The sequence below is a fragment of the Pseudoclavibacter sp. RFBB5 genome (assembly GCF_002931555.1).
GTDB lineage: Bacteria > Actinomycetota > Actinomycetes > Actinomycetales > Microbacteriaceae > Pseudoclavibacter.
Genome location: NZ_PSTZ01000001.1, coordinates 201,607 through 222,346, shown reverse-complemented (window position 1 = coordinate 222,346; position 20,740 = coordinate 201,607). Strand labels below are relative to the sequence as shown.

The following is a 20,740-nucleotide window of genomic DNA, read 5'->3' as shown; positions in this document are numbered from 1 at the left end:
GGCCGGGCGCAGCAAACTGCGGCCCGGCCCTTTCGCCTGCGCGGGCGCCTGACGCGGGCACGCCTACCCCGGGACCCTCAGCGGTTCACGGCCTCCGCACACGCACAATTGCGCGCGCACCCAGGACGAGACCGCAAGCTCGCACGATGAGCCATCAGATGCACGACAGCGAAGACAGCCTCCCCGAGAGCGACCAGCTCGAGAAGGACACGAGCTACTCCCCCGGCAGCGAGACGGAGACGCAGGAGAAGCAGGAGACGAGCACCGAGCGCGTGGATGAGGTCGACGGCCACGTCGACCACGACATCGACGCCGACCAGGTGAACGTGCGCCCCGGCACGGGCGGCCCGGACGACGTGGGCGACATCGATGTCGACGTGGATGACATCAACTTCCCCAGCGCCGAGGAGGCGAGCCGGGCAGCCCCTTCGGACGACGCTGCGACGAACTAGGCGACGCCGTCCGGCTGGAGCACGAGCCGGTACCCCATGCCCGCCTCCGTCAGCAGGTGGCGCGGTTCCGACGGCACCGGCTCGAGCTTCCTGCGCAGCTGCGACAGGTACAGCCTCAGGTAGCCGGTGTCGTTGACGTGCTCCGACCCCCAGATGCTGGTGAGCAGCATCTGCCGGGTCACGAGCCGCCCAGCGTTGCGCACGAGCAGCTCCAGCACCTGCCATTCCGTGGGCGTGAGGCGCACGTGCGTCGACTCCCCGCCGACGGTGCGAACGACGCTCTTCGCCGCCAGGTCGACCGACACGTCGCCGAACACGACGACCGGCTCACCGCCAGCCTGCGGGACTCGGCGCGACAACGCTCGGATGCGCGCGAGCAGCTCGTCGATGGAGAACGGCTTCGTGACGTAGTCATCCGCGCCCGCGTCAAGCGCATCCACCTTGTCGCCCGCCCCGCTGCGCCCCGAGACGACGAGGATCGGCGCCTCAGACCAACCCCGGATGGCCTCGATGACCTCGAGCCCGTCGAGCTCCGGCATGCCGAGGTCGAGGAGGTACAGGTCCGGGCGATGGTCGATCGCGACGGAGATGGCTTCCGCCCCGTTGCGGGCGATCAGCACCTTGTATCCCTTGGCGGTGAGGGTGATGCGCAGGGCGCGCAGCAGCTGCGGGTCGTCGTCCGCGATGAGGATCTTCATGCGCGCCTCCCCTCCCCTGTCTGTCGTTCGGCGGTCGCCGCCGCGTCAATCGGCAGTGTCACGACCATCGTGACCCCGCCCCCCGGGGTGTCCTCGGGAACCAGTGTGCCCTGCATTCCCTCGACGAAGCCCTTCGAGATGGCGAGCCCCAGCCCGAGGCCGGTCGTGTTGTCGGTGTCGCCGAGGCGCTGGAACGGCTCGAAGACCTCACCGCGTCGCTCGGCGGGGATCCCCGGCCCGTGATCGACGACCCGGATCTGCACGTCGCCCCCGAACTGGCTGGTCGCGAGCCGGACCGGTCGACCCGGCGGCGAGTGGCGGACCGCGTTGGCGAGGAGGTTGACCAGCACGCGCTGCAGCAGGGCCGGGTCGGCGGCGACGGATGCGACGACGGGGTCGAGCGCGAGCTCAACGTCGGCCGGGCCGAGCCCCAGCTCGTCCAGCGACGGGAGGATCGCATCGGCCGGGTCGATGCTCATGACGGAGACGGCGAGCGCCCCCGACTGGAGGCGGCTCACGTCGAGGAGATCGGTCACGAGGGCTGCGAGCGTGCCGAGGCTCTCGTTCGCGGTCTCCAGGAGCTCGTCGCGGTCGCGGTCGTCGAGCTCGTCGCCCGCAACGCGAAGGCCGGTGACCGCAGCTGTCGCGGATGCCAGGGGACGCCGGAGGTCGTGGCTGAGCGCGGACAGCAGCGCCCGCCTGACCTTGTCAGAGGCGGCGAGCGGGGCGACCTCGTCGGCCGCCTCCCGCAGCTCGCGGTGCTCGACGGCCGCGCCGAGCTGCGCGACGATGACGGTCAGCAGCCGGCGCTCCGAGGCGTCGAGCTCGCGACCGTGCAGCTCGAGGGCGACTCCCGAGCCACCGGACGACGGTGGGGCGACCGGAATCGAGGTGTGCCGGCCCCCGCGCAGCGGCTCACCGCAGCTCGCGAGCACGCGCGGTTCGGTCTCGTCGCCCCGCGCATCCACGCCTCGCGCATCCACGAGCCGCACGCCCGCGAGTCCGAACGCCTCGCGCGTCCGCTCGACGAGGGCCTGCATCGCATTCTGCCCACGGAGCACGCTGCCGGCGACGGTCTGCAGCAGCTGGGACTCCGCGGCCGCCCGACGGGCTTCGCGCGCCCTTCTCGCCGCCCGGTCGACGACGAAGCTCACGAGGACGGCGATGACGAGATACAGCACGATCGCCGTGACATGGCTCGGGTCGGTGATGAGGACGGTGCCGAACGGGGCGACGAAGAAGAAGTCGAGGGTGACGCCAGACAGCACGGCCGCGAAGAGCGCCGGCCAGAGCCCGCCGACCAGCGCGACGGCCACGACCAGCACCTGGTAGCTGAGGGCGTGCGTCGTGAACGAGTCGACACTGCCGAGGGACGCGAGCAGCCAGGTGAGCAGCGGACCCGCGCCGAGGGCCAGCACGAAGCCGGCGATCCGGCGACGCGGGGTCAGCGCCCCGCCGAGCCTCGGCAGCCTGAGCCGGCCGCCAGCATCCGCATGGTTGACGATGTGCACGTCGATGGTGCCGGCGTCCCGAGTGACGGCACTGCCCACGCTCGCGCCAGTGAGCAGCGCGGCAACCCGATTGCGACGACTCACGCCGATGACGAGCTGCGTCGCGTTCACCGACCTCGCGAACTCGATGAGGGCCGCCGGCACGTCCTCGCCGACCACCTGGTGGTAGGTGCCGCCCAGCTGCTCCGCAAGCGCCCGCTGCCGTGCAAGATGCCCAGGATCCCCGACGCGCAAGCCATCCTGGCTCGTCACATGCAGCGCCAGCAGCTCGCCGCTGCCGGACCTCGCCGCGATGCGGGCGCCGCGCCGAAGCAGCGTCTCCCCCTCCGCTCCCCCGGTCAGCGCGACGACGACCCGCTCGCGCGCCTCCCACGTCGCGTCGATGCCGTGGTCATCCCGGTAGCGCTTGAGGGACTGATCGACGTCGTCGGCGAGCCACAGCAGCGCCAGCTCGCGCAGCGCCGTGAGGTTGCCGAGGCGGAAGTAGTTGGAGAGCGCCGCGTCGATGCGTTCAGCCGGGTACACGAGCCCGCCGGCGAGGCGGTCCCGGAGCGCCTGCGGGGACAGGTCGACGACCTCGACCTGATCGGCTCGCCGCAGCACGTCGTCCGGGATCGTCTCGCGCTGCGGCACCCCCGTGATCTGCTCGACCACATCGTTCAGGGACTCGATGTGCTGGATATTCACGGTGGAGATCACGTCGATGCCCGCGTCGAGGAGCTCCTCCACGTCCTCCCAGCGCTTCCGGTTGCGGGCGCCGGGCGCGTTCGTGTGCGCGAGCTCGTCGACGAGCGCCACCTCCGCACGCCGCCCGATCACCGCATCGAGGTCCATGTCCGTGAGCTCGACGCCGCGGTGCAGGTACGTCGCGCGTCCCACCACCTCGAGCCCGGCGGCCGCCTCGGCCGTCGCGGCCCGGCCGTGGGTCTCGACGACCGCGACCACCACGTCCTTGCCTGCTTCGCGCATCCTGGTGCCCTCGTGGAGCATCGCGAACGTCTTCCCGACGCCAGGGGCGGCGCCGAGCAGCACCCGCAGCCGTCCCCGCTTCGCCATGGGTCAGAGCTCCTTGCCTTCCTGGGTGGATGTGGGGGTGGATGTGGGGGCCGAGGCGTTCGCCTGCAGCTCCGCGAGCGCCAGATTGAGCTCCAGCACGTTGACGGTGGGCTCCCCGAGGAACCCGAGCAGAGGGGCGACGGTGTGCGCTGCGACCAGCGTACGGACCTGGGCGGCGTCGAGCGCGCGCGTCGCCGCGACGCGCTGCACCTGCAAGTCCGCGTACGCGGGGCTGATGTGCGGGTCGAGTCCCGACGCCGACGCCGTCACCGCATCCGCCGGCACGGCGTCAGGCGCGACCCCGTTGAACTCGGCGACCTGCGCTCGCCGCTCCTCGATGGTGGCCACGAGATCCGGGTTCTCCGGCCCCAGGTTCGAGCCGGAGGACGCGCCCGCGTCGTAGCCGTCCCCCGCCGCCGATGCGCGCGACTGGAAGTACTCGGGCAGCGGGTTGCCGTCGGCGTCGACGAACGACTGCCCGATGAGGCTCGAGCCGACGACCGCGCCGGTGCCGTCCCGCACCGCCGAGCCGTTGGCCTGGGCGCCGAAGGCCGCCTGGCCGAGGCCGGTGATGACCAGCGTGTACCCGACGCCGAGGACGATGGTGAAGAGGAGCATCGCGCGGACGGCGACCCAGGCGGTGCGCGCCGCGGCGCGGGTTGCGGAGTTCATGGTGGGTGTCCCTTTCTGGGGCAGGTGTCGGGTCGGGGTTCAGAAGCCTGGGATGAGGCGGACGACGAGGTCGATGAGCCAGATCCCCACGAATGGGGCGACGATGCCGCCGAGTCCATAGATGAGGAGGTTGCGGCCGAGCGTGCTCGAGGCGTTCGCGGGCCGGTACTTCACGCCCCGGAGCGCGAGCGGGACGAGCAGCACGATGACGATGGCGTTGAAGACGATCGCCGACAGCACCGCAGACGCCGGGGAGTGCAGCCCCATGATGTTGAGGACGCCGAGCCCCGGGAAGACGCCCATGAACATGGCCGGGATGATCGCGAAGTACTTGGCGATGTCGTTCGAGATGGAGAACGTCGTGAGCGCGCCCCGCGTGATGAGGAGCTGCTTGCCGATGCGGACCACGTCGATGAGCTTCGTGGGGTCGGAGTCGAGGTCGACCATGTTGCCCGCCTCCTTCGCCGCCGACGTGCCCGTGTTCATGGCGACACCCACATCGGCCTGCGCGAGCGCGGGAGCGTCGTTGGTGCCATCCCCCGTCATCGCGACGAGGTTGCCGCCCTCCTGCTCGCGGCGGATGTAGGCGAGCTTCTGCTCCGGCGTCGCCTCGGCGAGGAAGTCGTCGACTCCGGCCTCTCTGGCGATCGCGGCGGCCGTGAGCGGGTTGTCGCCCGTCACCATGACGGTGCGGATCCCCATGGCGCGAAGCTCGGCGAAGCGGTCGCTGAGCCCTTCCTTCACGACGTCCTTGAGGTGCACGACCCCGAGGACACTGCCGGCCGGCCGTCCCCGCTCAGGGCTGGGCGCATCCATCACTGCCACGACGAGCGGGGTGCCGCCGCTCTGCGAGACGCGACCCGTCGCATCCTCCAGCTCGGCGAGCTGCGCTGGGCTCAGGGGTGCACCCTGGTCGCCGAGCCAGGCGGTGACCGCTGAGCCTGCCCCCTTGCGGATGCGCGCGCCGTCCGCCAGATCGAGTCCGGACATGCGGGTCTGGGCCGTGAACGGCACGATCTCGCCGCGCCTCGAATCGGCTGCCTGGGCTTCGACGTCGACGCCCTCCAGACGCGCGAGCTCGACGATCGAGACCCCCTCTGGGGTCGGGTCGGCGAGCGACGACAGTGCGGCGGCCCGGATCAGGTCCTGGTCGCGCACCCCGGCCATCCGCACGAACTCGGACGCCCGACGGTTGCCGTACGTGATGGTTCCGGTCTTGTCGAGGAGCAGCGTCGTCACGTCCCCGGCGGCCTCGACCGCGCGGCCGGACATGGCGAGCACGTTGTGCTGCACGAGGCGGTCCATGCCCGCGATGCCGATGGCCGACAGAAGCGCCCCGATGGTGGTCGGGATGAGGCACACGAGCAGCGCGATGAGCACGGTGATGCTGACCGGCTTCGCCGCGTAGGCGGCGATCGGGTTGAGGGTGAGGGCGACGATGACGAACACGATCGAGAGCGACGCGAGGAGGATCGAGAGCGCGATCTCGTTCGGCGTCTTCTGCCTGGAGGCCCCCTCGACGAGCGCGATCATCCGGTCGACGAACGTCTCCCCCGGCTTCGAGGTGATGCGCACGACGATCCGGTCGGAGAGCACGCGCGTGCCGCCCGTGACGGCGCTGCGGTCACCGCCGGACTCGCGGATGACGGGGGCTGATTCGCCGGTGATGGCCGACTCGTCGACGGAGGCGATACCCGAGACGATGTCGCCGTCGCCGGGGATGAGCTCGCCAGCCGCCACCGTGACGACGTCGCCGAGGGTCAGGTCGGCCGAGGAGACGTCGACGCTGCCGACGCGCTCGGCTGCGGGGTCGGTCCCGGCGTCGTAGGTGTCGACGCGGTGCGCGACCGTGCTCGTGCGCGTCTGGCGGAGCGTCTCCGCCTGCGCCTTCCCGCGGCCCTCGGCGACCGCCTCCGCGAGGTTCGCGAACAGCACCGTCAGCCAGAGCCAGACCCCGATGCCCCACGTGAAGGAGGCGGGGATGACCGTGCCGCCCGAGTCGGCGGGCCCACCGAGGAACGGCTCGGCGATGGCAAGCGCGGTCGTGAACGCCGCGCCGACCCACACGATGAACATGACGGGGTTCCGCCACTGCTGACGCGGGTCGAGCTTGCGGATCGCGCCGGTCATCGAGGCTGCGAATGGGATGCTCTGCATGGTCAGGAGAGTCCTTCTGCGAGGGGTCCCAGTGCGAGCACGGGGAAGTAGGTGAGCGCGGTGATGAGCACGCTGACGCCGGCGAGGAGCGCGACGAACTGCGGCCGGTGGGTGGGGAGCGTGCCGACCGTCGACGGCACCTTGTCCTGGGCTGCGAGCGACCCGGCGAGCGCCAGCACGAGCACGATGGCGACGAATCTGCCGAGCAGCATGACCACCCCGAGCGAGGTGTTCAGCCATGGAGTGTTCGCGGTGAGGCCGGCGAAGGCCGAACCGTTGTTGTTGGCGGCCGAGGTGAACGCGTAGAGCACTTCGGAGAGGCCGTGCACGCCCGGGTTCCAGATGGAGGTCGCCGCCAGCTCGTCGCGGACGCCGGGGATCGCGAAGCTGAGGGCGACGCCCGTGAGCACGAGCGCCGGGGTGACGAGGATGAAGAGGCTGGCGAGCTTGATCTCCCGCGGCCCGATCTTCTTGCCCAGGTACTCGGGGGTGCGCCCGATGAGGAGGCCTGCGATGAAGACGGCGATGATCGCGAGCACCAGCATGGCGTAGAGGCCGGAACCGACCCCACCTGGGGCGATCTCGCCGAGCATCATGTTGAGCATCGGCAGGAGCCCGCCGAGCGCCGTGTAGGAGTCGTGCATGGAGTTGACGGCGCCCGTGGACGTGCCGGTGCTGGCGGTCGCGAAGAGGGTCGAGCCGATGATGCCGAACCGCTGCTCCTTGCCCTCCATGGCGCCGCCCGCCGCATCCGGTGCCGAGCCCATGCCAGCGGACTCGACGGCGGTGAGGATGGCGAACGACACGGTGAAGAGCGTCGCCATGACGGCGAGCACCGCGTAGCCCTGGCGGCGGTCTCCCACCATGACCCCGAAGGTGCGGGGCAGGGAGAACGGGATCGCCAGCATGAGGATGACCTCGAGCAGGTTCGTGATGGCGCTGGGGTTCTCGAAGGGGTGCGCGGAGTTCGTGTTGAAGAAGCCGCCGCCGTTGGTGCCGACGAGCTTGATCGCCTCCTGCGAGGCGACGGGCCCGCCCGGTATCGACTGGGTCGCGCCGGTGAGGGTGCTCACCTCGGTGAAGCCGTTGAAGTTCTGGATGACGCCACCCGCGAGGAGCGCGAGCGCGGCGAGGGCCGAGAGGGGCAGCAGCAGGCGGAGGGTGCCCCTGATGAGGTCGACCCAGAAGTTGCCGAGCGTGCCCGAGCGGCGGGCTGCGAGTCCCCGCACGAGGGCGATGGCGACGGCGAGTCCCACCGCGGCGGAGACGAAGTTCTGGACCGTGAGCGCCGAGAGCTGGACGGCGTACCCGAGGGTCACCTCTGGCGAGTACGACTGCCAGTTGGTGTTCGCGACGAACGAGGCGGCCGTGTTGAACGAGAGGTGCTCCGAGGGCGCGGGCAGCCCGAGCGAGTACGGCAGCCACTGCTGCGTGCGCTGCAGGAGGTAGACGAGCAGCACTCCGACGGTGGAGAACATGAGCACTCCGCGCAGGTAGGCCTGCCAGGTCTGCGCCGACGACGGGTCGACGCCGATGAGCCGGTAGGCGCCCCGTTCGATCCTCCAGTCGTCGGTGGATGAGTACACGCGTGCGATCCAGTCGCCGAGCGGGCGGTGGAGGGCGGCGAGGATGAGCGCGACCGTGAGGAACGCGAGGCTGGCGTGGAGCATGGTGGGTGCGTCCATCAGAATCGCTCGGGATGCACGAGGGCCACCACGAGGTAGGCGATCGCGGCGACGCCGAGGGCGGCGGCGATGATTTCGAAGACGATCACAGCTTGTCGACCGCCTTGCCGAGGAGGCCGATGGCGGTGAAGAGGGCGATGACGCCCGCGACGAAGACGAGGTCGAGCACTGAGACTCCGTTCGGAGGTGTGCAGCCAGCGGTGAGCGTGGCTGCGCGCCGTTCAGGCGCAGTCCCCGATACAACTCCTCGCGGGGCGCCGCTGTGCTCGCCCTCACGGAACCCATACGGGCCGCGTGCAACTCCTCACGGAACGCGAACGATCGAGGCCACCGGTCGGGCCGGCACGATCGCCGCTGCCGACAGTGCCGCCGCGAGCACGAACACCAGCCCGGGTGTCGCAGCGCCGAGCCCCCACCCTGCCAGTGCGGCGCCGAGGCCCTGACCGAGTACCAGGACGACGAAGAGCAGCGCGGTGCCCGCGGATGCGCGCCGCTCGTCGATCTCGGAGGTCCACGTGATGAGCGCCCCGGTCGCCGCCGTGTAGCCCCAGCCGAAGGCGACGCACGCGAGGAGGGCGAGGGGCCGCACGCCCGGGAAGAGCCCGATCAGTGCCGTCGACGCTGCGACGACGAGCGCGGTGAGCATCCACGCCCGCGTGGAACCGAGGCGGCGCACGGCGGCCGAGAGCGGCAGCACGAGAGCCCCGCCGAGGCCCAGGCACATCCATGCGAGCGCCGAGAAGTCGCCGGAGGCGCCCCCGTCCACGAGCACCGTGCGCCCGAACGTCCACACGGCGGCCGAGCCTGCCCCGAGGAGCAGCGCTGCGCAGATCACACGCAGGTGCTGCCCGAACCAGGCGCGCGGCGGAACTGCTGCCGACGCGTCCTGGCGCCGCGCTCGACCCGACAACGGCAGCGCGGTCGAGGGCAGCGCGGTCGACATGAGCACGGCGAACGCGGAGAGGAACGTGACGACCGCCGCGGCCGCCCATGCCAGGCGCCAGTCGGGCAGCAGGAGCAACGCGAGTGCTCCTGCCAGCACGAGGCCCGGTCCGGTGCCCGCGTTGACGACGACCTGGAGGCGTTGCCCGCGGTCTCCGCTCACGGCCCGCCTGAGGAGCTCGACCAGGGCGGGGGACGCGAGGCCGGCCCCGGCTGAGCTGACGATGGCGAAAGCGGCGAAGCCCTCGACCTGTGACGCGAGTGCCATGCCGAGGGCACCGCCACCGGCCGTCGACGCGGCGCCTGCCACGAGGATGCGCGGAATGCGGCCTGCCAGGAAGAACCCCGCGATCGCGGCAGCGCAGTACATCGCGGACGCGCCGCCCGAGACCACCCCGGCCATCGAGGCGTCGAGGCCGAGCTCGGCCTCCACATCCGGCAGGTAGAGCCCGTACGCGAGGCGCACGAGGCCGTAGCAGGCGGCGATCAGGCCGACGCCGCCCACCACGAGGAGTCGCTGCGAGCGCCGCTGCCGGGTGCCCTGCCCCCGGCTCTGCTGGACGATATCCCCAAACGAAAACGTACGTTTCATATTTAGAGCTTAGGGTGTGTACATGAGCATCCGCACATCGAGCGCGACGAAGCTCCTCGATGCCGCCGAGGAGCTGTTCTTCACGCGGGGCATCCACGCGACCCCGGTGGATGCCGTCATCGAGCGCGCGGGCGTGTCGGCCGCGACCATGTACCGCGGGTATGCGAGCAAGGAGTCACTCCTGGCGGCGACGCTGGCTCGTCGGCACGCGGAGTGGCTCGTGGCCTGGGATGCGGCGATCGCCCGCCAGGACTCGTGGGAGGGACGCGTCCTCGCCGTGTTCGACGCCCTCGACGCGTTCCGCGAGCATCCCGTGCGCACCCAGTGGTGCGCGTTCCTCGGCTCTGCCGCCGAGTACGCAGACGCACCGGCAGAGGTGCGCGCGGCCGTCGACACCGACACCGATTCGCTGCGACGGCGACTCACTGCATCCATCACCGACGACGCGCTGAACGCGACCAGCCGCGACCGAGAGCTCGCCGACGAGCTGCTGCTGGTCGTCTCCGGCGACCTCGCGATGCGACTCCGCGACCCGGGACACACAACCGCATCAGCCCGGCGCATCGCGGCGGCACTCCTCCGCGAGCACGCAGCCGCGGACTCAGACGCCTAGCGATCCACCGGTGCTCAGCGCTTGAGCAGCTTCCAGGCGGAGGGCAGCAGGGCACTCACGGCCGCGATCTTGATGGCGTCGCCGATGAGGAACGGCACGACCCCGAGCGCAAGCGCAGTGCCGAGGTCCACGCCGAGCGAGAGGGCGAGCCAGGGGACGCCGGCCGCGTAGACGAGGAGCGTCCCGAGCACCGAGGCACCGACGGTGGAGAGGACGTGGCGGTCAGCTCGGCGACGGGCGAGCGCCCCGACGGCGACCGCGGCGAGCACGTAGCCGACGATGTAGCCGAACGACGGGAACAGGACCCCGGATGCGCCGTCGGCGAAGATCGGCGCCCCCAGCGCACCGAGCGCGAGGTACAGGCCAGCACTCGCGGCGGCACGGACGGGGCCGAGGGAAGCCCCGGTCAGCAGCACCGCGAAGGTCGCGAGGGAGACGGGCACGGGCGTGAACGGCAGCGGGATGACGATGAAGCCGGCGGCGATGAGGAAGAGGGTGCCACCCAGCACGAGCGCGGCGTTCCGGGGAGCCCCGCCTCGAGCGCGGGCATGGGTGCCGGCCCCGGCCACGAGGTCGGCAAGAACACGGGGCACGGCGCGGCCGGCGGGACGCCCGGCGGCGGTGATCGAATCGGCACTCATAGGGGGGTGGGACCTTTCTCTGGAATTTCCTGAACGGTGTTCAGTGAACAGTGTTCAGTAGATTAGCGGCATGACACCCCGCGGTCCAGCCGGAGGCTCCGGCCTCGAGAAGCTCAGCCGGACAGAGATCGTCACGACCGCCCTCGAGGTGCTCGACGAGCACGGCCTGCCGAACCTCTCGATGCGACGCATCAGCGACTATCTCGAGGTGCAGCCGAGCGCGCTCTACTGGCACTTCCCCAACAAGCAGTCGCTGCTCGCGGCCGTGAGCGACCGCATCCTGCATCCCCTCACCGCCGAGACGTGGCTGCACCCAGGGGCCGGGGTCGAGCCCGGCGCCCGCCAGACCCGCACCCTCGCGATACAGCTCCGCACAGCGCTCCTCTCCCGCAGGGATGGCGCCGAGCTCGTCTCGAGCTCATTCGCGCTCGACCTGCTGACGGTCGACCTCGTGCGGATGATCTCCGGCGCCGCGCACAGCGATTTCACCCTCGGCGATGCAGGCAGCCGCACCTGTGCGGACGCGGTCGTGCACTACACGATCGGGCAGGTCTTCCACGAGCAGCAGCAGGCGCACGCCGCCGCGGTCGGCGCACTCCAGGCCCGCACCCCTGACCCGCTCAGCCGGCAGGACCCCACGGATCGCTTCACGGCAGGCCTGGATCTGATCCTCGCCGGCGCCGCGGGACTGGCGACGGACGAGCCGACCACCGCCCCTTAGGCGAAGTCGACGTGCTGCAGCACCCACGTGTGCATCGCGACGGCCGCCGCCGCAGACGCGTTGATCGAGCGGGTCGAGCCGAACTGGGAGATCTCGAGCACCGCATCCGAGACCTCGACCGCCTCCTCCGAGACCCCTGGCCCCTCCTGCCCGAAGAGCAGCACGCACCGCTCCGGCAGCTCGTAGGTCTCGATGGGCACGCAGCCGGGCACGTTGTCGATGGCGAGGACCGGCATCTCCTCGCTCCGCGCCCAGTCGATGAACGCTGCGACGGTCTCGTGGTGCACGACGTGCTGGTAGCGGTCCGTGACCATCGCGCCGCGCTTGTTCCAGCGGCGCTTGCCCACGATGTGCACTGTGTCGGCCGCGAAGGCGTTGGCACTGCGCACGATCGAGCCGATGTTCATGTCGTGCTGCCAGTTCTCGATGGCGACGTGGAAGGCGTGGCGCTTCGTGTCGAGGTCGGCGACGATCGCATCCATCGACCAGTACCGGTAGCGGTCGATGACGTTGCGCCGGTCGCCGTTCTCGAGCAGCTCCGCGTCGTACCAGGGCCCGTCCGGCCACGCGCCGCGGCCACCGGGCCAGGGGCCGACCCCGTGCGGGGCGTCGTCTTCGCTGCCGAACTGCTGCTGATCGCTCACCGCCACAGCCTAGGCGTGCGTGGCGTACACTGCACTTAGAGTCGAACTGACTCTAAGTTAGAGAGGAGGTGGAGGATGCCATCCGACAACGCGACCCTCGCCGTCTCCACGGTGATCTTCGCGCTGCGCCCGTCACCTCCCTCGTCGCATCGCGCTCCCGCGCCCACGATCTGGGTGCCGCTGGTACGACGGCAGCGGCAGCCGTTCATCGACCTCCTCGCCCTGCCAGGCGGGCCGCTCGGCGACGAGGACCTCGCCGCCGCAGCGTCACGCACCCTCTTCGAGACGATGCGACTCGCCCCCAAGTACCTCGAGCAGCTCTACGCCTTCGGCGATGCCGACCGCGTCTTCGGGGCCGACCCGCGGGTCGTGTCCGTCGTCTACTGGGCGCTCGTCGGCAACGAGGAAGCGAGCTTGGCGCGCCTCGGCGACAACGTCCGCTGGCACCCCGTCGACGACCTCCCTCCCCTCGCCTTCGACCACCGCCGCATCATCGACTACGCCCTCTGGCGACTCCGCAACAAGGTCGAGTACAGCTCCATCGCGCACAGCTTCCTCGGCGAATCCTTCACCATCGCCCAGCTCCGCGAGGTCTACGAAGCTGTCCTCGACCGCCCCATCGACGCCGCCAACTTCCGCCGCGACATGCTGGCCTCGAACACGCTCGCCGAGACCGGCGAGACCCTCGCCGGCACCAGGCACCGACCCCCGAAGCTCTACAGGTACATCGAGGCTCCAGCCCCGTCCGAGCAGAGCCCCCTCCTCACGACCTCCCCCGCCGCGAAGGGCAGCCCCCATGACCACAACCGCCTCAGTGCACACCACGATCACGCGCATCCAGACCGGCAAGCAGGCCGGCGAGAGCTGTTCGCCGGAGCTCGTGAAGTCGCCGTGGGCGTTCGACCTGCAAGCGCCGTCCTACGGGCCTGGGGCGTCAATGGCCGACCGGCTCCCGCCGACGGCGCCAAGGCAGGAGCTCCTGCCCGAGGAGTACCGGACCGCGACTGACGCGGAGATCCACGCCCGCATCCTCACCGCCAAGGCGACCCTCGGGGACCGCGTCGTGACCCTCGGCCACTTCTACCAGCGCGACGAGGTCGTGCAGTACGCCGACTTCATCGGCGACTCCTTCCAGCTCGCCAACGCCGCGAAAGCGAAGCCGGAGGCAGAGGCCATCGTGTTCTGCGGGGTGCACTTCATGGCCGAGACAGCCGACATCGTGTCCGCCCCCGAGCAGGCGGTGATCCTCCCGAACCTCGCCGCCGGATGCTCAATGGCAGACATGGCCGACAGCGACTCCGTCGAAGAGTGCTGGGAGCAGCTCGCCGACCTGTACGGGACGGAACCGGACGCCGCTGGGCGCGTGCCCGTCATCCCCGTCACCTACATGAACTCCTCCGCCGAGCTCAAGGCGTTCTGCGGGCGCAACGGGGGCATCGTCTGCACCTCCTCCAACGCCGAGACCGTGCTGCAGTGGGCCTTCGAGCGTGGGCAGCGGGTGCTGTTCTTCCCCGACCAGCACCTCGGCCGCAACACCGCGAAGGCCATGGGCGTGACGCTCGAGGAGATGCCGCTCTGGAACTCGCGCCGCCCCCTCGGCGGCCAGACCCCCGAGACGCTCGACGCCGCCAAGGTGATCCTCTGGAACGGCTTCTGCTCCGTGCACAAGCGCTTCACCGTCGCCCAGATCGACAAGGCCCGCGCCGGGTACCCGGAGGTGCGCGTCATCGTGCACCCAGAGTGCCCCATGGCGATCGTCGACGCCGCCGACGAGTACGGCTCCACCGACTACATCACGAAGGCCATCGCAGCCGCCCCCGACGGCTCGGTCTTCGCGATCGGCACCGAGATCAACCTCGTCCAGCGCCTCGCCGCCGAGTACCCCCAGCACACGATCTTCTGCCTCGACCCGGTCGTGTGCCCGTGCTCGACGATGTACCGCATCCACCCCAGCTACATCGCCTGGGTGCTCGAAGGACTCGTGGCCGGCGAGGTGCGCAACCAGATCAGCGTGCCGGCGAGTGTCGCCGAGCCCGCCAGGGTCGCGGTCGAGCGGATGCTCGCGGCCCGGCCGGACACGACGATGGCGTCCTGAGATGGGCGCGGGCGCTGATGCTCGGGGCGCTGACGCTCGGCTGCGGGTGCTGGTCGTCGGCAGCGGCATCGCGGGGCTGACCGCAGCGTTGGCGGCGGCCGCCGACGGGCACGACGTGATGGTCGCCACGAAGGCGACGCTCGGCAATACCGCCACCTCGCATGCTCAGGGCGGAATCGCGGCAGTGCTCGCGGCCGGTGCTGATGCTGGCGCTGATGCGAGCGCTGATGCGAGCGCTGGTGACAGCGTCGAGTCGCACGTGCGCGACACGCTCGCAGCTGGCGCGGGGCTCGGCGACCGGCGCGCGATCGAGGTGCTGTGCGGCTCGGCGGATGCGCGCATCCGCGACCTGGTCGCCCTCGGCGCGCGCTTCGACGCTGGCACGAGTGGTGCCCTCGCGCGCGGGCTCGAGGCCGCGCACTCGCATGCGCGCATCCTGCACGCCTTCGGAGACGGCACCGGTCGCGAGATCCAGCGAGCGCTGAGCGACGCCGCCCGCGCGGCGGCCGAACGCGGCGAGCTCCGGCTGCTGGAGCACACCTTCCTCGTGGACCTCGCCGTGAGCACCGCAGCAGACGACGTCGATCCAGCAGCCACGCGTGTGGTCGGCGCGTGGCTGCTCGGCCCGGATGACAGAACGCCCGGCTTCTTCGAGGCCGACGGGGTTGTGCTCGCGACGGGCGGCGCCGGCCAGCTCTTCGCGCACACGAGCAACCCCGCGGTCGCGACGGGCGACGGCATCGCCGCCGCCGCGCGTGCCGGAGCTGAGATCGCCGACCTGGAGTTTGTGCAGTTCCACCCGACCGTGCTCGCCGGATCAGGGGGTGCGCTCATCTCCGAGGCGGTGCGCGGCGAGGGCGCCCTCCTGCTCAACGACGCGGGTGAGCGTTTCCTGGTCGGCGTGCACCCCGACGCCGAGCTCGCCCCGCGAGACGTCGTGGCTCGCGGCATCGCCGACGAGATGGCGAAGCAGGGCGGGCGGCCGGTGCGGCTCGACGCGCGGCACCTGGGCCGGGGCTTCCTCGAGCACCGGTTCCCGAGCATCTCGGCCCGCCTCGACGAGGCCGGGCTCGACTGGTCGCGCGAGACGGTGCCCGTCACGCCCGCGGCGCACTACCTGATGGGCGGCGTCGTCACCGACCTGCTCGGGCGGACGAGCATCCTCGGCCTCTACGCCGCGGGCGAGACCGCCCGCACGGGCGTGCACGGCGCGAACCGCCTCGCGTCGAACTCGCTCCTCGAGGGCGCCGTCTTCGGGCACCGCGTCGCGGAGGGGCTCCGCGAGCAGGCGCCGCACGGCCAGGCGCTGCTCGGCCAGGCCCAGCTTGACCAGGCCCGACTTGACCGCGTCTCCGACGTCGCGGTCTCCCCCACCCCTGACCAACATCAGTGCAATTTCGCCCCGATTCCGCCGAACGGGCCCGATTCGGGCCGAAATCGCACTGATGTTGGACACCGAACGGCGAGCGGACGCGCTCCCGCATTCTCGCGGGCGGCACTGCAGACGCTGATGTGGGCGTCCGCGGGCCTGCATCGCAGCGGCCCCGCACTCGACGACGCCGCGCAGGCCCTCGCAGCCTGGGCCGCTGACCGAGACGCGGCTGGGCCGGACTCGTCGGTCGCCGCGCGCGAGGACACCAATCTGCTCACGCTCGCCCAGCTCACCGTGGCGGCTGCCCGGGCCCGCGGCGAGTCGGCGGGCGCGCACTTCCGAGCTGACCGTCCCAGCGCCCGCGAGCCTCACGCCCAGGCACCGCCCTTGTCTCCCCGCCAGTTCCCGCACCCACACCCACACCCACGCCCACTCCCTCTCAAGCCGAAGGCCATGGCGCACTGATGCTCACTCCTGCCCACATCATGACCACCGTGAGCGCCGCCCTGCTCGAGGACGCCCCCTGGGGTGACATCACGGCCTCGACGCTCATCCCGCACGACGCCACCGCGAGCGCCACCCTCGTCGCACGCGAGGCGGGTGTGCTGTCGGGGATGGAGGTGTTCGCGGCGGCCTTCCGGCTGACGGACGCGCGCATCCAGGTCGATCTGCACGCCGACGACGGTGACGAGTTCGCCCCAGGGGATGTGCTGGTGGCCGTCGCGGGACCCGCGCGGTCGGTGCTCACGGCGGAACGGGTGGCGTTGAACTTCGCGCAGCGCATGAGCGGCATCGCGACGCTCACTCGCAGCTACGTCGACGCGGTCGCGCACACGTCGGCGCGCATCACGGACACGCGCAAGACGACGCCGGGACTGCGCGCCTTCGAGCGGCACGCCGTCGCGAACGGTGGAGGCCGCAACCACCGCTTCTCGCTGTCGGACGCGGTGATGGCGAAGGACAATCACCTCGCCGTGCTCCTGCAGCAGTCCGGCCTCGGGCTGACGCAAGCGCTGCTGGCTGCGAAGGACAAGCTGGGCCACACGACGCACTTCGAGGTGGAGGTCGACCGGCTCGACCAGGTCGCTCCGGTGATCGCGGCCGGGGTGGACACCATCATGCTCGACAACTTCTCGCTGGCCGAGCTGCGCGAGGGCGTCGCGCTCATCAACGGGCGGGCGGTCGTCGAGGCGAGTGGCGGAGTGAACCTCGACACGGTCGCGGCGATCGCGGAGACGGGCGTCGATGTCATCTCGGTCGGCGCCCTCACCCACAGCGCGCGGGCCATCGACCTGGGCCTCGACATGGCGCTCGAGCCCGCGGCCGATCCCGCACCTGAGGCCAGGCGCTGACGTGCTCCACCTCGATGCGGCCGCGACGTCCCCGGTCCGGGAGGACGCGCTCGCCGCGGCCTGGCCGTTCCTGACGGCGTCGTTCGGCAACCCGTCGAGCACGCACGGGCTCGGCGAGCAGGCTTCTGCAGCCCTCGCCGACGCTCACAAGGCAGTGGCCGGTGTCCTCGGGTGCCGGTCCGCCGAGGTGGTCTTCACGTCGGGCGGCACCGAGGCGAACAACCTTGCGATCAAGGGCATCACCCTGGGGAATCCGCGCGGGCGGCACCTCGTGACGAGCCGCGTCGAGCACGAGTCGGTGCTCGCATCCGCCGACTACCTCGCGCGTCTCCATGGCTTCGAGGTGACGTTCGTCGACGTGGATGCGTCTGGCCTGGTCAGCGAGGAATCGCTTGCCTCCGCCCTCCGCGAGGACACGACCCTCGTGTCGCTCGCGACGGCGAACAACGAGGTCGGCACTGTGCAGGACATCACCGCGCTGGCCGCCGTCGCCCACGCCCGCGGCGTGCCGTTTCACACCGACGCGATCCAGGCGGCCGGCTCGCTCGACGTGTCCTTGACCGCGACGGGCGTGGATGCGGTGAGCCTGTCGGGTCACAAGCTGGGTGCCCCGAAGGGGGTCGGGGTGCTCGCGGTGCGGTCGCGGCTGCCGCTCGAGCCCCTCATCCACGGCGGCGGGCAGGAGCGAGGGCGCCGATCCGGCACGGAGAACGTGGCGTTTGCGGTGGCGTTCGCGGTGGCGCTGCGGCTCGCCGACGAGGAGCGCCTGGCGGCCGCGACGAGCGACGCGGCCGCGAGCGCCAGGGATGCGTTTGTGGCCGCTGTCCTGGATTCTGTGCCTGGTGCACGGCTCACGGGCCACGCATCGGCTCGCCTCCCCCGCCACGCGTCGTTTGTGCTGCCGGGGGTGAACGGCGAGACGGTGCTGCTGGAGCTCGAGCGGCGAGGCGTGCTCGCGTCGGCGGGGGCGGCCTGCGCGGCGGGGCACGACGAGCCGTCGCACGTGCTGCTCGCGTTGGGGATCCCCGAGGACGACGCCCGCACCGCCCTGCGGTTCACGTGGGGAGCATCCACCACCTCGGACGACCTCCGCGGCGTCGCGGAGACCCTCGCTGCCGTGTACGAGACGGTCACCGCCCTGAGCCGCTCGACCACGCCGCACTAGGGTGTGGCGTTGCAGTACTCGCGCGACCACGGAGGAACGACATGACCTACGGACACGCTCCAGCCGGCCAGCCGGCTCTTGACCAGCCCTACTACGGGGCTCCGTTCCCCGAAGCGATCACGCGCTTCGTGAAGAAGACGTTCGTCTACCGCGGGCGGGCGAGCCGCAGCGAGTACTGGTGGGTCGCGCTGGCCCTCGCGGGAGTCACGATCGCCTTCAACGCGATCTCGATGGGCTTCGACTTCAGCAGCGGCTCGACCCCCACCTGGGTCGCGATCGGCGGTGGCCTGTTCGGCCTCTTCAGCCTCCTCGTCAACCTCGCGCTGCTGCTGCCCACGATCTCCATCACGGTGCGCCGCCTCCACGACGCGAACTTCTCCGGCTTCTTCGCGTTCATCGGGCTCTTCCCGTTCCTCGGCCCGATCGCGCTCGTCGTGTTCGCCTGCCTGCCGTCCGTGCCGGCCGGCGCTCGCTTCGACGGGACCGGCCAGTACCCCGCGCCCAACCAGGGGTACTACCCGAGTCAGCAGTACCCGGGGCAGTTCCCGAACCAGCCGTACCAGGCTCCAGTGCAGGGGTACGGCCAGCAGCCGAACCAGTACCCGTCAGCGCCGCAGTCTGACCCGTACTCAGCTCCGGATACCTGGAACGGCCCGTCCTCAACGGACCCAGACCAGGCACGCTAGCCCCGCAAACCGGGCCAACCTGCCAGGCTCAACAGCTGCCAGGCTCAGCAGCTCGGCGGCTCAGCGGCTCCGCTTGGCGCGCTTCGGTGCGGCCGACAGCAGGCGCGTGCCGTCTTTCGTGAGCTTGCGGTACTCGACGCCTTCCGGGCCGAGGCGCTTCCTCATGGTGCGGAGCGCATCCACTGAGGCGTCGACGGTCACGACCCTGCGGCCGCACTCCCGGGCGACGGCTGCCGTCGTGCCGGATCCGCCGAAGAAGTCGGCCACCCAGTCGCCCTCGCGGCTGGATGCGCGGATCATGCGCCGCAGCAGCCCGGCGGGTTTCTGCGTCGCGTAGCCGGTGCGCTCCTTGCCGGTCGGCGACACGATCGTGTGCCACCACACGTCGGTGGGCAGCTTGCCGCGTTCGCGCTTCGCCTCGGTCACGAGGCCGGGTGCCATGTATGGTTCCCGGTCGACCTCGGCGGCGTCGAAGTGGTACCGCTTCGGGTTCTTCACGTAGACGAGGATCGTGTCGTGCTTCGCGGGCCAGCGCTTCGAGGTGCGGGCCCCGTAGTCGTAGGCCCAGATGATCTCGTTGAGGAACTTGTCTCGCCCCACGAGGGCGTCGAGCACGACCTTCGCGTAGTGCGACTCCCGGAAGTCGAGGTGCAGGTAGAGGGTGCCGGTCTCGTCGAGCAGCCGCCATGCCTCCACGAGGCGCGGTTCGAGGAACCCCCAGTAGTCGGCGAACTCGTCGTTGAACGCCGACAGCTCGCCGAGGGTGTGCTCGTAGCTGCGCCCCTGGAACCCGGTGCGGGTCAGTGGGGTGGATGCTGGGGCCTCGTCGTGTGCGAGCGCCTCGCCGAGTTCGGCGGCCTCGACGGCTTCCTCAGCCGGGGACTGCCGCTTCACCTTGATCGACTGGCGCTTCTGCTGCTTGCCGGTGTTGAAGGGCGGGTCGAGGTAGATGACCTGGAAGGCGCCGTCGGGGAGGCGGCGCATGGCGTCGAGGTTGTCGCCGTGCACCACGAGGTCGGGGCCGGCGGCGTTCCACAGCGAGGTCACCTGTCGAGATTAACGTCATTCGTTGCCCTGAGCGCGCACGCTAGTGTTCTCGCCATGATGCTGAACCTCGACGATGGCCGCACGATGAAGCAGCGGATGCTCGCCGGTGAGTTGTACCACGCGGACGACCCCGAGCTGGCGGCGGGTGCGGAACGCGCCACCCGGCTGCAGGCTGACTACAACGCGACGTTCCCGGTCGACGGGGAGCGCGCGTCCGAGATCCTCGCGGAGCTCATCGGCAGCCTCGGCGAGGGGGTTGCCGTGAAGGCGCCCCTGTACGTCGACTACCGCTCGAACATCACGATCGGCGCCGGCACGTTCGTGAACGTGGGTCTCGTCGCCCTCGACGTGACACCGATCACGATCGGGGCGCACTGCCAGATCGGGCCGAACGTGCAGCTGCTGACGCCGACGCATCCGCTCGACCCGGAGCCCCGGCGCGCCGGCTGCGAAGCGGGCGAGCCGATCACGCTCGGCGATAACGTCTGGCTCGGCGGGGGCGTCATCGTCTGCCCGGGCGTCACGATCGGCGAGAACACGGTCGTGGGTGCCGGAGCCGTCGTCACGAAGGACCTGCCGTCGAACGTCGTCGGCAACCCGGCGAAGGTCATCCGCACCCTCGATTAGCACGGAGCATCC

Annotated in this window: 19 protein-coding genes and 1 pseudogene; 10 read left to right on the top strand and 10 right to left on the bottom strand. The window is 70.9% G+C overall.

All coding sequences use genetic code 11. The features are described 5' to 3' along the window. Positions 1 to 146 precede the first annotated feature (146 nt). The gene (locus tag C5B97_RS01080; protein ID WP_104310297.1) at positions 147 to 452 is read left to right on the top strand and encodes a hypothetical protein; all 306 of its coding nucleotides are present in this window, start codon (positions 147 to 149) and stop codon (positions 450 to 452) included. Here C5B97_RS01080 and C5B97_RS01075 read toward each other — a convergent pair. From C5B97_RS01075 to C5B97_RS01045, 7 genes are all read right to left on the bottom strand, one after another. Further along, entirely contained in the window at positions 449 to 1,150 is a 702-nt protein-coding gene (locus C5B97_RS01075; RefSeq protein WP_104310296.1) for a response regulator, read from the bottom strand. The two genes, C5B97_RS01080 and C5B97_RS01075, sit on opposite strands and share 4 nt — an antisense overlap. Next, positions 1,147 to 3,717: an ATP-binding protein gene (locus C5B97_RS01070; protein ID WP_104310295.1), complete on the bottom strand. Its 2,571-nt coding sequence runs from the start codon at positions 3,715 to 3,717 to the stop codon at positions 1,147 to 1,149. Before C5B97_RS01070 ends, C5B97_RS01075 begins: the two co-directional genes overlap by 4 nt. 3 nt (positions 3,718 to 3,720) lie before the next feature. Then, positions 3,721 to 4,389, bottom strand: a complete 669-nt coding sequence (gene kdpC, locus C5B97_RS01065; RefSeq protein ID WP_104310294.1) for a potassium-transporting ATPase subunit KdpC — start codon at positions 4,387 to 4,389, stop codon at positions 3,721 to 3,723. A gap of 39 nt (positions 4,390 to 4,428) precedes the next feature. Next, entirely contained in the window at positions 4,429 to 6,546 is a 2,118-nt protein-coding gene (kdpB, locus tag C5B97_RS01060; protein ID WP_104310293.1) for a potassium-transporting ATPase subunit KdpB, read from the bottom strand. A 2-nt stretch (positions 6,547 to 6,548) separates the two neighbouring features. Beyond that, positions 6,549 to 8,231, bottom strand: a complete 1,683-nt coding sequence (gene kdpA / locus C5B97_RS01055) for a potassium-transporting ATPase subunit KdpA (protein WP_104310292.1) — start codon at positions 8,229 to 8,231, stop codon at positions 6,549 to 6,551. Further along, positions 8,231 to 8,320: a potassium-transporting ATPase subunit F gene (locus C5B97_RS01050; protein WP_104310291.1), complete on the bottom strand. Its 90-nt coding sequence runs from the start codon at positions 8,318 to 8,320 to the stop codon at positions 8,231 to 8,233. Before C5B97_RS01050 ends, kdpA begins: the two co-directional genes overlap by 1 nt. A gap of 215 nt (positions 8,321 to 8,535) precedes the next feature. Then, positions 8,536 to 9,765, bottom strand: coding sequence for an MFS transporter (locus C5B97_RS01045; protein ID WP_104310290.1), 1,230 nt, complete (start codon positions 9,763 to 9,765; stop codon positions 8,536 to 8,538). 22 nt (positions 9,766 to 9,787) lie between these two features. On the opposite strand from C5B97_RS01045, the gene C5B97_RS01040 reads away from it, so the two are divergent. Further along, positions 9,788 to 10,378, top strand: a complete 591-nt coding sequence (locus tag C5B97_RS01040; protein WP_104310587.1) for a TetR/AcrR family transcriptional regulator — start codon at positions 9,788 to 9,790, stop codon at positions 10,376 to 10,378. 14 nt (positions 10,379 to 10,392) lie between these two features. Here C5B97_RS01040 and C5B97_RS01035 read toward each other — a convergent pair whose 3' ends face one another. Beyond that, complete coding sequence (locus C5B97_RS01035; protein WP_104310289.1) at positions 10,393 to 11,019, bottom strand: biotin transporter BioY; 627 nt, start codon at positions 11,017 to 11,019, stop codon at positions 10,393 to 10,395. 70 nt (positions 11,020 to 11,089) lie between these two features. On the opposite strand from C5B97_RS01035, the gene C5B97_RS01030 reads away from it, so the two are divergent. After that, positions 11,090 to 11,740 (top strand): TetR family transcriptional regulator, encoded by a 651-nt coding sequence (locus C5B97_RS01030; RefSeq protein ID WP_104310288.1) that lies wholly within the window; start codon positions 11,090 to 11,092, stop codon positions 11,738 to 11,740. Here C5B97_RS01030 and C5B97_RS01025 read toward each other — a convergent pair. Continuing rightward, on the bottom strand, positions 11,737 to 12,384 hold the full coding sequence (locus C5B97_RS01025) for a TrmH family RNA methyltransferase (protein WP_104310586.1): 648 nt from the start codon (positions 12,382 to 12,384) through the stop codon (positions 11,737 to 11,739). The two genes, C5B97_RS01030 and C5B97_RS01025, sit on opposite strands and share 4 nt — an antisense overlap. A 75-nt stretch (positions 12,385 to 12,459) precedes the next feature. Between C5B97_RS01025 and C5B97_RS01020 the strand changes: the two are divergent. The 6 genes and pseudogenes from C5B97_RS01020 to C5B97_RS00995 form a co-directional block, all read left to right on the top strand. Then, a pseudogene (locus C5B97_RS01020) lies at positions 12,460 to 13,146 on the top strand (NUDIX domain-containing protein); the annotation flags it as partial. Positions 13,147 to 13,180: 34 nt separating this feature from the next. After that, a complete protein-coding gene (nadA, locus tag C5B97_RS01015) occupies positions 13,181 to 14,479 on the top strand; it encodes a quinolinate synthase NadA (RefSeq protein ID WP_104310287.1) in 1,299 nt (432 codons plus the stop codon). A 1-nt stretch (position 14,480) separates the two neighbouring features. After that, entirely contained in the window at positions 14,481 to 16,316 is a 1,836-nt protein-coding gene (locus tag C5B97_RS01010; RefSeq protein ID WP_104310286.1) for an L-aspartate oxidase, read from the top strand. Then, positions 16,316 to 17,203, top strand: coding sequence for a carboxylating nicotinate-nucleotide diphosphorylase (gene nadC / locus C5B97_RS01005; protein ID WP_104310285.1), 888 nt, complete (start codon positions 16,316 to 16,318; stop codon positions 17,201 to 17,203). The genes C5B97_RS01010 and nadC overlap by 1 nt, the downstream gene beginning before the upstream one ends. Position 17,204: 1 nt before the next feature. Then, positions 17,205 to 18,368, top strand: coding sequence for a cysteine desulfurase family protein (locus C5B97_RS01000; protein WP_104310284.1), 1,164 nt, complete (start codon positions 17,205 to 17,207; stop codon positions 18,366 to 18,368). A 41-nt stretch (positions 18,369 to 18,409) separates the two neighbouring features. Then, positions 18,410 to 19,054 (top strand): DUF805 domain-containing protein, encoded by a 645-nt coding sequence (locus tag C5B97_RS00995; protein WP_104310283.1) that lies wholly within the window; start codon positions 18,410 to 18,412, stop codon positions 19,052 to 19,054. A 60-nt stretch (positions 19,055 to 19,114) separates the two neighbouring features. Here the strand turns inward: C5B97_RS00995 and C5B97_RS00990 are convergent, their stop codons facing one another. Next, positions 19,115 to 20,038, bottom strand: coding sequence for a site-specific DNA-methyltransferase (locus C5B97_RS00990; RefSeq protein WP_104310585.1), 924 nt, complete (start codon positions 20,036 to 20,038; stop codon positions 19,115 to 19,117). A gap of 120 nt (positions 20,039 to 20,158) precedes the next feature. On the opposite strand from C5B97_RS00990, the gene C5B97_RS00985 reads away from it, so the two are divergent. Further along, positions 20,159 to 20,728, top strand: a complete 570-nt coding sequence (locus C5B97_RS00985) for a sugar O-acetyltransferase (protein WP_181026873.1) — start codon at positions 20,159 to 20,161, stop codon at positions 20,726 to 20,728. The last annotated feature ends 12 nt before the right edge of the window (positions 20,729 to 20,740 follow it).